Below are 10,798 nucleotides of genomic sequence, written 5' to 3'. Positions count from 1 at the left end.
CGGCCAGCAAGGCCGCCGCGCTGGCTGTTTTCCCCGGCGCGCAGCCGCTCGCCTTCGAGACGCTCGCCAAGCGCGCGCTCGCCTGCAAGTTCGACCTGTGCCAGTTCGAGTTCGCCGCGCAGCCGTGGCGTCTCGACCGCGCGACGCTGCGCCGTCTGCGCGTGCCGATCGCGCTGGTGGTGGCGGCGCTGGTGGTGGCGATCGTCGGTGCGAATGTGCAGTGGCTGATGCTCTCGCGCCAGCAGGACGCCATGAGCGCGCAGATGACCGAGCTGCTGCTCAACGCGTTTCCCAAGACGACCGTGGTGCTCGACCCGGCGGGGCAGATGGCGCGCCAGCTCTCGCAACTGCGCGTGGCGGCGGGTGAACCCTCGCCCGACGATTTCCTCGCGCTCGCCGACGGCCTCGCGCGCTCGCTCGGCCCCGTGCCGGTCAACGGCATCGCGGCCCTCGACTATCACGACCGTCGTCTCGACGTGACCTTCAAACCCGGCGTGAACATCGACGCCGATCTGAACAAACGCCTCGCGCGCAACGGTCTCTCGGGCACGCAGGACAGCAGCAGCGGCAAGTGGACCATCAGGAGCGCATCGTGAAGACATCGGCTGTGGGCGGCGCTTGGGCCGACATGCTGCAGGAGCAGTGGAGCAATTTCTGGGACGCGCGCACGGCGCGCGAGAAGACCATGCTCACGTGGGGCGGCGCGCTGCTGGCCGTGGCGATCGGCTATTCGGTGCTGTGGGCGCCGGCCGCCGACGGCCGCGCGAAGCTGCGCGAAAACCTGCCCGCGATGCAGCGTCAGCTTGCGCTGATGACCGCGCAGGCCGACGAGGCGCGCTCGCTCGCGGGCGCGGCGGCGAGCGTCGCGCCGGGTGGTCAGGCGCTCAAGGACGCGCTGACCGCGTCGCTGTCCGATCACGGCATGCCGGGCGCGCAGGTGCAGATCATCGGTTCGTCGGTGCAGGTGCAGTTGAAGAACGCGTCGTTCCCCGCGTGGTCGGCCTGGCTCGACGACGTGCGCAAGCAGTTCAAGGTGCAGGTGGTCGAGGCGCACATCACGGCGCTCAAGACCGACGGCCAGGTCGATCTGACCGCGTCGCTGCAAAGCGCGAACGCACACTGAGCACGGCCGGGAGAACCGCTTCATGTCTTACTGGATGCGACGCGCGCGCGCCGCGCTGCCCTGGCTGTTCGTCGCCCTCGTTTCGGTGGCCGTCGTGCTGCTCGTGCGCCTGCCCGCGGCGTGGATCGCGCCGCAGTTCGCGCGCGCGACTCAGGGCCATGTCAACCTCGTCGATCCGCAAGGCTCGCTGTGGCACGGCTCGGCCACGCTGATGCTCGCGGCCGGCCACGACGTGCAGGGCGCGACGCTGCTGCCCGGCCGGATCGAATGGCGGGCCTCGTTCTGGGCGCTGCTCACGGGCCGCGTGCGCCTGCAGATGCGTCAGACGGAGGCGATGCCCGATCCCGTCGACGTGGAAGCGACGCTGCGCGGCGCGAACGTCACCGCGGGCGCGATCGCGGTGCCGGCTTCGCTGCTCGCCGGTCTCGGTGCGCCGTTCAACACGCTCGATCTGGACGGCAACGTGCGGCTCGCGTGGACGCCGTGGCGCGTGTTCGGCACCGACGCGTTCGGTCGGCTCACGGTCACGCTCGGCGACATGAGTTCGCGCGTCTCGCTGGTCAAGCCGCTGGGCTCGTATGAGGCGGTGTTGCAGGCACAGGGCGCGTCGTCGACGCTCGATCTGAAGACGCAGAAAGGGCCGCTGCTGCTCGACGGCCACGGCACCTTCTCGCGCAACGCGTCGATGTTCAACGGCACCGCGAGCGCGACGCCCGATCAGCGCGAGAATCTCGCCGGTCTGCTGAATCTGCTGGGACGGCCGGTCGGGCCCGGCACGGTGGCGCTGAACTTCATGCGCTGATCGCGCGCACAAGAAAAAACGGCGGCTCAGGCCGCCGTTTCTCGTTGTAGCGCGCGTGATGGCGTTACTGCGCCCGCGTGCTCGCGGCGCCCTGGGCGGCCGCTTCGGTGGCGGTTTGCTGCGGTGAGGTGGAGGCGGACGCTGAGGCAGAAGCCGCCGCCGCGCCCGACGCCGGCACCGCTGCGGGCGCACTGACGATGCCGGTCTCCCGATCCATCTGCGTGGCGTCCCAGCCGCCGCCGAGCGCCTTCACCAGTCCCACCGACGACACCATGCGCTGCCCCGCGAGGCTCGCGAGCTTCTGCTGCGCGGTGAACGCCGTGGTCTGCGCGGTCAGCACGTTGACGTAATCGACCGTGCCCGCCTTGTACTCGTTCGTGACGATGGCCTGCGCATGCACCGCCGAATCCACCGCCTGCTGCTGCACGACGATTTCCTGCGCGAGGATGCGCTGCGAAGCGAGGTTGTCCTCGACGTCCTGGAACGCGGCCAGCACGGTTTGCCGGTAGGTGGCGACCTGCTGGTCGTAGGCGGCGCGCGCCGCTTCGGTCTGCGCGCGGCGCAGGCCCGCGTCGAACACCGTGGCCGCGAGCGACGGTCCGAGCGTCCAGAAGCGCGACGGCATTTGCAGCAGTTGCGAGAACACCGAGCTTTCGAAGCCGCCGCTCGCCGAAAGCGTGAGCGTCGGGAAAAACGCCGCGATCGCCACGCCGATCTGCTCGTTGGCCGAGGCCGCCTTGCGCTCGGCCGAGGCGATGTCGGGACGACGCTCCAGCAGCGCCGACGGCATGGTGACCGGCACGACCGGCGGCGTGGCCGTGAGCGGCGACACCGGAATCGAGAACGACGAAGCCGGCTGCCCGACCAGCACGGCGATCGCGTGCTCGTCCTGCGCGCGCGCCACGCCGTTGTCGATGGCCGACGCCTGCGCGGATTGCAGTTGCGTCTGCGCCTGGATCACATCGGCGCGCCCCGCTACGCCCTGCGCGTACTGGTTCTGCGTGAGCTTCAGCGACTTCTCGTAGGCCGCGACGGTATCGTCGAGCAGCTTTTGCTGGGCGTCGAGCGCGCGCAGCGTGAAGTACGTCTGCGCGAGCGTGGCCTGCGCGGACAGGCGCGCGTTCGCGAGGTCGGCGGCCGCGCCCTGCTGACTCGCCTCTTCCGAGCTGACCGTGCGGCTCACCTTGCCCCAGAGGTCGGGCTCCCAGGTGGCGTCGAGGCCCAGATTGACGTTGTTCGTGATCGTGCCGCTCGGGAAGCTGCCGCTCGCGTTCGAGACGCGCGTGGGCGTGCGCGACCGCGTGCCCGAGAAGGTGGCGCTCACGACCGGGAAGTACGCGGCGCGCGCCTCGCCGACCAGCGCGCGCGCCTGGCGGTAAGCGGCGGCGTACTGCGCGACGGTCTGGTTGTTCGCGTTGAGCTGATCCATCAGGCCGTTGAGCTGCGCGTCGTCGTAGATCAGCCACCACGGGCCGCGATCGGCGGCGTCGGCGGGTTGCGCGACCTTCCAGCCTTCCGGCGCTTCCTTGTAGGCCGCGGGCACGGCGCTGTCCGGCCGGTGATAGTCAGGCCCGACCGCGCAGCCGCTCAGGGCAAACGCGAGCGCCGCCGCCGCGCCCAGCAGCGCGAGCTTCGGCGTGCGGCGCGCACCGCGCAGATGAGCCGCGAACGTGGCGTCGCGGGCGGCATGAGAGACGTGACGATCGATACGGCGGGACATGCAAGGAATTCCTGTCGATGCGGCTGGCGTGCAGGCGCGCGCGGCGATGAACGGTGTAATCGTTATGGCGACGTGGCCGCAGCGCGGTGGTTGGGCGGAACGGGCGCAGGCACACGGCGCGCGCGACGTTCGAGCGGTGCGGCCATGGTAGCGCACAGGCCGCGCGTCGCGCGCAGTCTGTAAGGTTAAGCCGGGAACAGGGACGGATGTGTTACGGCGTGTGAGGTGCAGATTACGCGTCGTTACGGCAACCTGCCGCGCAGAGCAGATGACCGGTCGCCGAAGCCGGTGCGGCCTCGCTTTTCGCGCTGGCTGCGGCGGCCTTCGAAGCAGCCTTCGAAGTAGTCTTCAAAGCGGAGTTGCTGCGTGCGCGACGACGGTCGGCCCACAGCATCAGCACGACGGCCACCGAGCCGCCGGGCAGCAGGAACATGCCCGCGTAGAGCGCCGCCTTGCGCCAGCGCGCCGCCCCGCCGGCGTGCGCGAAGGCAAGCCGGGCAGTGCTGCTAACCGAGCGGCCGATGCCGCCGAGCGCGTGTTTGAGGTACAGCATGGCGCGATCTACGTCGAAAAAATGGAGTGCGTGGAGTGTAAGTGGTTGCCTGTAATAATATTGACTATGCAATCAAATCACAACATACTTTGCGGCGCATCATTCCCGTTGTTGTTTTTACGCCGCGATAGCGACGAATCGATGACGAATGCTGCGACGCAGTGACCGAATTTCCAGCTGGTTTCCTGCTAATTTCCTGCCCAGGCAGAAAATTCTCGGGCTAGAATTCGCGTGTTTTGGCCTGTTCTAATTTGCCAGCGATGAGAGTGCTTTTCCCATGAACGACGGCTCCAACGTGTCCAGCAAGGTCGGCGTCGTGCCGAGTCTCGGCTACTTCCTGTCGACCGCCCGCAACGTGCTGGCCGCGCGCATGGACCGCGCCGTCGCGCCGCTCGGGCTGACCTCGTCGCAGATCGGCGTGATTCTGCTGCTCTGGTACGAACGCGCGCGCACGCCCAACGAGATGTCCCGCGTGCTGTCGTACGACACCGGCTCGATGACGCGCATGCTCGATCGCCTCGAACGCAAGGGTTTCCTGTTGCGCCAGCGCAGCCAGGCGGATCGCCGCGTCGTGGAACTGGTGCTCACGCCGCTGGGTCGCGATGCGGCGCAGCAATTGCCCGATGCGATTGCCACGGTGATGGACGACCAGTTGCGCGGCTTCAGCGCCGAAGAAGTGACGACGCTCGTGCATCTGTTGCAGCGCTTTATCGCCAACGATGCCGAAACCGGAGCAGTTTGCACCGGTGGCGAATGCCCGGGCGGCGCGGCGGACGGCTCGTCGGGCAAGGACAGCAATAACAGCAGCAACGACTAAGAGCGAAGCGACCCGGCAGCCGCTTTCCGGCCGGCCGGGCAAAGTCAGACCCGTATTGCAGACGAATACCTGTCTGGGCAGAGAATGCCGCGACACGAAATTCCAAGCCGCAAGGCCCGTCAGGCTGCTTGCACGCGGCAACGGTCTGCCTAACCGAAGTTGAGAAAGCACCGAAAGCACCGCAAGGACACTGAAGATGGATGCCTCCACCGCAGCGCCCGCAGCACCCGCCGACGCGCCGCCCAAACCGCTCTCGGGCGGCACGCTTGCGCTGCTCACCGTGGGCCTCGCCCTCGGCACGTTCATGGAGGTGCTGGACACCTCGATCGCCAACGTCGCCGTGCCGACCATCTCGGGCAACCTCGGCGTCGCCAACAGCGAAGGCACCTGGGTGATCTCGTCGTACTCGGTGGCCTCGGCCATCGCCGTGCCGCTCACGGGCTGGCTCGCGCGCCGCGTCGGCGAAGTGCGCCTCTTCACGCTCTCGGTGCTGCTGTTCACGATCGCATCGGCGGCCTGCGGCTTCGCCTCGAACTTCGAGACGCTGATCGCGTTCCGGCTCGTGCAGGGGCTCGTCTCCGGCCCGATGGTGCCGCTCTCGCAGACCATCCTCATGCGCTCCTATCCGCCCGAGAAACGCGGACTCGCGCTCGGTCTCTGGGCGATGACGGTGATCGTCGCGCCGATCTTCGGCCCGGTGATGGGCGGCTATATCACCGACAACTACACGTGGCCGTGGATCTTCTACATCAACGTACCGATCGGGATTTTTTCCGGCGTGTGCGCGTTCCTGCTGCTGCGCGGCCGCGAAACGAAGACCACGAAACAGCGTATCGACGCCGTCGGTCTCGCGCTGCTGGTGATCGGCGTGTCGTGCCTGCAGATGATGCTGGACCTCGGCAAGGACCGCGACTGGTTCAACTCGAAGTTCATCGTCGCGCTCGCGATCATCGCGGTCGTGTCGATCGCGTTCATGCTCGTGTGGGAGGCCACGGAAAAAGACCCGGTGGTCGATCTCTCGCTGTTCCGCGACCGCAACTTCGCACTCGGCGCGACGATCATCTCGTTCGGCTTCATGGCGTTTTTCGGCTCGGTCGTGATCTTCCCGCTCTGGCTGCAGACGGTGATGGGCTACACGGCCGGCATTGCGGGGCTGGCGACGGCGCCTGTCGGGCTGCTCGCGCTCGTGTTGTCGCCGCTGATCGGACGCAACATGCACAAGCTCGATCTGCGCATGGTCGCGAGTTTTGCGTTCGTCGTATTCGCGCTGGTGTCGATCTGGAATTCGACTTTCACGCTCGACGTGCCCTTCAATCACGTGATCCTGCCGCGCCTCGTGCAGGGTATCGGCGTGGCCTGTTTCTTCGTGCCGATGACGACGATCACGCTATCGAGCGTTTCCGACGAACGGCTCGCGAGCGCGTCCGGTCTCTCGAACTTCCTGCGCACGCTCTCGGGCGCGATCGGCACGGCGGTGAGCACGACGTTCTGGGAAGACGACGCGATCTATCACCATTCGGTGCTGTCAGAGTCGGTGAGTCAGTATTCGGCGAACACGATTGCGTATCAGGACGCGCTGAAGTCGCTGGGCTACGCAGGCCAGAGCGTGACCGCGAAACTGAACGACGTGGTGACGTCGCAGGGCTACATGATGGCGACCAACGACTTCTTCCGCATTTCGTGCGCGGTGTTCGTGGTGCTGGCGCTGCTGGTGTGGGCGACGAAGCCGAGAAAAGGCGCGGGCGCGTCGATGGGCCATTGAGGCCCGTTAGCGCGCCTCGCGCACGATGAACGATCAGCGCGCCGTAATGCCGCTCGTTTCGATTTCGACGCGGCGGTTCTTCGCGCGGCCTTCCGCCGTGGCGTTCGAAGCGACCGGCCTCGAAAAGCCATAGCCCTTCACGTCGTACTGGCCGCCGTGCAGGCCGTGCGATTGCAGATAGTTGCGCACCGACTGCGCGCGGCGCATCGAGAGGCGGTCGTTGTACGCTTTCGAACCCTTCGAGTCGGTGTGGCCGCTGATCACGACGGTGCCGATGTTCACGCCGTCGCTTTGCTGGATGAACTGGTCGAGCGCCTGTTTGCCGGCGGGCAGCAGATCGGACTTGTCGAACGCGAAGTTGGCGTCGGCGTTCAGCGTGATGGTTTGCGGCTGCGTGTTGACGACCGGGGGCGGCGCAGGCGGCGGCGGAGCGGGCTGCGCCGCCGGTTGCGGCGTCTGGCAGATGAACAGGATTTCGCGCGGGTCGTTTTCGGGCAGGAAACCCGAGGCTGCACGGTCCACCGACGAGACGCGCAGCGGCTGCTTGTCGCCGCAGATCTCGTTGACCTTCTTCATACAGACCTTCGAGCTTTCGAGCAGGCCCAGACATTGGACGCGATAGGCTTGCGTGCCGTTGGCGAGCGTGACGATGTCGAGATTGTGCAGGGGCCCCGATGCCGTGGTGCAGCCGGCGGCCGCGACGAAGAGAGCGGCCAGCGGGACGGCCAGCGCACTTGCAGGCAGAAGTCGCATTTTCATTGTCGATTCGAGTGATGGAAGAGGAGTGAACTGCCCGGCGCGTGCCGAAGCAGCGCCAAGATACGAGTCCTTGGCGCCGTTGCTCCATCAGAAAGTGCTGAAATGCGTACTCGAAATGACGAGAATCGCGACAATCGATTCGGACTGCGTTCGATCTCGGGGCCTGACGGCGAGATCGAACGCAGCGGTGTGAGACGTCGCGGGCGACCTTATTGCGCGGCTGCGGGCGCAGAAGCTGGCGAAGTCGCGGTGGTCTTGCCGGAGTCGTCCGTGCCGGCGGAGTCGCCGGCCGGGTCGCGGACCGGCTGATCGACGCCGGTGCGCACGTACTGCTTGAAGGCCGCGCCCGCGGCCCACGGATCGGGCTTGCAGCCGATCGAACTGTCGCAGTGCGCCGCGAAACCGATCGTGGTCGTGCCGTCGGCGTTCTTCGTCTTCGTGATCTCGTAGGCGAGCGCGCGCTTGCCGCCGCCCGGACCGGCGGTCTGGATCAGCGTGTCGTTCGCCGTCTGCACTTCATACTTCGAATGGCCGCGCACCCAGTCCTGGGCGCGTTGCCACCATGCGTCGCACTCGCTCTGATCGCCGCAGGTGAGCGGCGCGGTGGCGATCTGCATCACGTCGGGATTGACCTGACCGCGCGGCGCGCAGGCCGCCGCCGTCACGCAGAGCAGGATCGGCAGGATTCGTTTCATCGCGTGGGTTCCTCCCAGAATGGGCGCGCGCCATGCGCGCTCCGGTCGTTGTCGTTGGTGTCGGGTTCGTGTGACAGGGCCGCGCGCGCGTCGATGCGAGACGAGGCGCGCGCGGCGCCAATATGACATTGGACTGCGTGCGCGCGCCAGTGTTTCGAGCAAATGTGATACCCGGCGTCTCGGGCGCGGATACGCGGACGGCGGCGCGTCCGCGTACCGGCCGCCGCCGTCATCCGGGCGATCAAACGCTGTAGCGATTGAGCGTGTAGGCGCGATAAGCGGCGACGAAGGCGTCGAACGAGCCGATTTCCTCGCGTTCGAGCTTCGCCTGCTGGTCGAGCGATTCGCGCGCGAGCGCTTCGAATTGCGCCGTGGCTTGCGCGTCGAGCGGACGCGAGAGGAAGTGCGCCGCGTGGCGCTCGCTTTGCGTGAGCGAAAATTGCAGGAAGGATTGCTGCTGCTCGCGCATCGTCTGCAACACGCGCGCGGACGGCGTGAGCGACGCATCGGCAAACTTCGCGCGCTGCGCGGCGAGCGAACGCGCATGTTCGTCGCCGCCCTTCGCCGCATCGAGCAGCGTCGCCGCCTGCTCGATCTTCGCGAACAGTTCGGCGGCCCAGTCTTGCATCGCAACGGGCTGGCCGTCGCGCGCGAGTTCGAGGCCCGGCTTGCGCCCTTCCTTCGTGACGATGCCGAAGTTCTCGTTCGCTTCCGCGTAATCGGCTTCCGGCAGTTGTGCGCTTTCGTCGAGCGCGCAAGCGAGCAGATAGGCGTCGAGAAAACGCGCCGCTTCGAGCGAGATGCCGGTCGGCTCGAACGGATCGATGTCCATGCAGCGCACCTCGACGTACTGCACGCCGCGCGCGGCAAGCGCATGCAGCGGGCGCTCGCCCGGATACGTCACGCGCTTCGGACGGATCGTCGAGTAGAACTCGTTTTCGATCTGCAGCACGTTGGTGTTGATCTGCACCCACTCGCCGTCGCGATGCGTGCCGATCGCCTCGTAGGGCGGATACGGCTGGCTCACCGCCTGCGCGAGCGCTTCGAGATAACCGGGCAGCGTGTCGTAATCGGCGTGCAGCGCGGATTGACCCGTGGTGTTCGAATAGCCGAGATCGCTCATGCGCAGGCTGGTCGCGTACGGCAGATAGAGCGTGTCGGCGTCGAAGCTGTCGAGCGTGTGCGCGCGGCCGCGCAGGAAGCGCGCGTCGAGCGCGGGCGACGCGCCGAACAGGTACATCAGCAGCCAGCTCGTGCGGCGGAAGTTGCGGATCAGCGCGAGATAACGCTCCGACTGATAGTCGGTCTGCGAGGCCGTCGACTGATCGTGCGTATGCAGTGCGCGCCACACATCTTCGTTCAGCGAATAGTTGTAGTGGATCCCCGCGATGCACTGCATCGTGCGCCCGTAACGCAGCGCGAGACCCATCCGGTAGACGTATTTCAGACGGCCGATATTCGAGTTGCCGTAACGCGCGATGGGAATGCCTTCGTCGCTCGCGGGCAGCAGACCCGGCATCGATTCGTTCCACAGCATTTCGCCGTCGCGCGCGAGCACGGCGTAGACGAAGCGATGCAGTTCGTCGAGCTTGTCGAGCGTGATGGAGGCGTCGTGCTCGGCGGGCGTGATGATCTCGATCAACGCTTCCGAATAATCGGTCGTGAGCGACGGATGCGTGAGCGCAGAACCGAGCGCCGCGGCATGCGGTGTCGTGGCCAGATGGCCGTTGCGCGTGACCCGCAGGCTTTCCTTTTCGATGCCGCGCAGACCGCGCGTGAGCGCGTCGCGTTGCGGTCCGGCGCTCAGCACGGAAAGGCGCTGTGCGAGAACGTCGTTCGTGCGTGTGGAGGTCGTGTCTGGCATTGAAGGCAGGTCGGGCTCTGGCCGGCGAGACGGTGCTGCGCGCGCCGCCGACAGGGATATTTTCGGTAGCGGGCACTTTAACATCTCGCCGGAAGACCTGCTTGAGGCCGCTTCGGGCGGGGTTTTGCGGCTTGTGAGGCCGGTTCGGCGGCTGCGCCGTAGTGTGCGCTCAGGCACTGACGTAGCGCGGTTTCGATGCCGTATTGCTGCTGCGTTGACGTGATTGCGTCGGTTTTTATGCGGTTGCAGAGATGCGTTTGCGAGGCGTTTGCGAGACGTTTCGCCGCGCGTTCGATCAGGCGTTGAACGACGCTTCAACCACCGCGCGCCCCACCCGCCCGATCGGCGATTTCGTTCCACAGATGCATCGCCGCATATGCGCGCCACGGGCGCCAGGTGTCGGTGCGCGCGCGCTGTTGCGTCGCACGTTCGAGCGACGGATCGCGTGCGGCGATCGCCTGCATCAGCACGAGATCGGTCGCGGGCCAGGCGTTCGGATCGCGCCAGGCGCGCATCGCTACGTATTCGACCGTCCACGGGCCGATGCCAGGCAGTGCGAGCAGCGCGGCGCGCATGGCGTCGAGTTCGGCGACATCGCCCGCCTGGGCCGCGCCCGGCAGATCGCTGCGCTCGATCGCGACTTCGCCGCTCGCCACGGCGCGCGCGAAGCCTTGCAGCGCCGCGACGCGCTTGCCCGGCATGC

General features: G+C 67.0%; 10 protein-coding genes and 1 pseudogene. 5 read left to right on the top strand and 6 right to left on the bottom strand.

Translation table 11 applies throughout. The annotated features are described in order from the left end of the window. From gspL to G3N97_RS32015, 3 genes are all read left to right on the top strand, one after another. Positions 1-596: type II secretion system protein GspL (gene gspL, locus G3N97_RS32025; protein WP_241030958.1), on the top strand; the 596-nt coding region annotated here is incomplete at its 5' end. Between the two features lie 32 nt (positions 597-628). Continuing rightward, on the top strand, positions 629-1,123 hold the full coding sequence (locus G3N97_RS32020) for a type II secretion system protein M (RefSeq protein ID WP_205996945.1): 495 nt from the start codon (positions 629-631) through the stop codon (positions 1,121-1,123). A 22-nt stretch (positions 1,124-1,145) separates the two neighbouring features. Further along, the gene (locus tag G3N97_RS32015) at positions 1,146-1,925 is read left to right on the top strand and encodes a type II secretion system protein N (protein ID WP_205996944.1); all 780 of its coding nucleotides are present in this window, start codon (positions 1,146-1,148) and stop codon (positions 1,923-1,925) included. 64 nt (positions 1,926-1,989) lie between these two features. Here the strand turns inward: G3N97_RS32015 and G3N97_RS32010 are convergent, their stop codons facing one another. Together G3N97_RS32010 and G3N97_RS32005 are read right to left on the bottom strand one after the other, a co-directional pair. Next, entirely contained in the window at positions 1,990-3,645 is a 1,656-nt protein-coding gene (locus tag G3N97_RS32010; RefSeq protein ID WP_205996943.1) for an efflux transporter outer membrane subunit, read from the bottom strand. A gap of 232 nt (positions 3,646-3,877) precedes the next feature. Continuing rightward, the gene (locus G3N97_RS32005) at positions 3,878-4,198 is read right to left on the bottom strand and encodes a hypothetical protein (protein ID WP_205996942.1); all 321 of its coding nucleotides are present in this window, start codon (positions 4,196-4,198) and stop codon (positions 3,878-3,880) included. A 277-nt stretch (positions 4,199-4,475) separates the two neighbouring features. Between G3N97_RS32005 and G3N97_RS32000 the strand changes: the two genes are divergently transcribed. Next, a complete protein-coding gene (locus G3N97_RS32000) occupies positions 4,476-5,015 on the top strand; it encodes a MarR family transcriptional regulator (RefSeq protein WP_205996941.1) in 540 nt (179 codons plus the stop codon). A gap of 196 nt (positions 5,016-5,211) precedes the next feature. After that, positions 5,212-6,777, top strand: coding sequence for a DHA2 family efflux MFS transporter permease subunit (locus G3N97_RS31995; protein ID WP_205996940.1), 1,566 nt, complete (start codon positions 5,212-5,214; stop codon positions 6,775-6,777). A gap of 33 nt (positions 6,778-6,810) precedes the next feature. Here the strand turns inward: G3N97_RS31995 and G3N97_RS31990 are convergent, their stop codons facing one another. From G3N97_RS31990 to G3N97_RS31975, 4 genes and pseudogenes are all read right to left on the bottom strand, one after another. Next, positions 6,811-7,536 (bottom strand): OmpA family protein, encoded by a 726-nt coding sequence (locus tag G3N97_RS31990; RefSeq protein ID WP_205996939.1) that lies wholly within the window; start codon positions 7,534-7,536, stop codon positions 6,811-6,813. Between the two features lie 209 nt (positions 7,537-7,745). Then, on the bottom strand, positions 7,746-8,231 hold the full coding sequence (locus tag G3N97_RS31985) for a hypothetical protein (RefSeq protein WP_205996938.1): 486 nt from the start codon (positions 8,229-8,231) through the stop codon (positions 7,746-7,748). A gap of 241 nt (positions 8,232-8,472) precedes the next feature. Further along, the gene (gene gshA / locus G3N97_RS31980) at positions 8,473-10,095 is read right to left on the bottom strand and encodes a glutamate--cysteine ligase (protein WP_205996937.1); all 1,623 of its coding nucleotides are present in this window, start codon (positions 10,093-10,095) and stop codon (positions 8,473-8,475) included. Positions 10,096-10,409: 314 nt separating this feature from the next. Beyond that, positions 10,410-10,798: pseudogene (locus G3N97_RS31975) on the bottom strand (DNA-3-methyladenine glycosylase 2 family protein); the annotation flags it as partial.

The sequence above is a fragment of the Paraburkholderia sp. Ac-20347 genome, from assembly GCF_017104805.1.
GTDB classification, from domain to species: Bacteria; Pseudomonadota; Gammaproteobacteria; order Burkholderiales; family Burkholderiaceae; genus Paraburkholderia; species Paraburkholderia tropica.
The sequence above is the reverse complement of the archived record's forward strand: the minus strand, read 5'-3'. Positions and strand labels throughout refer to the sequence as shown.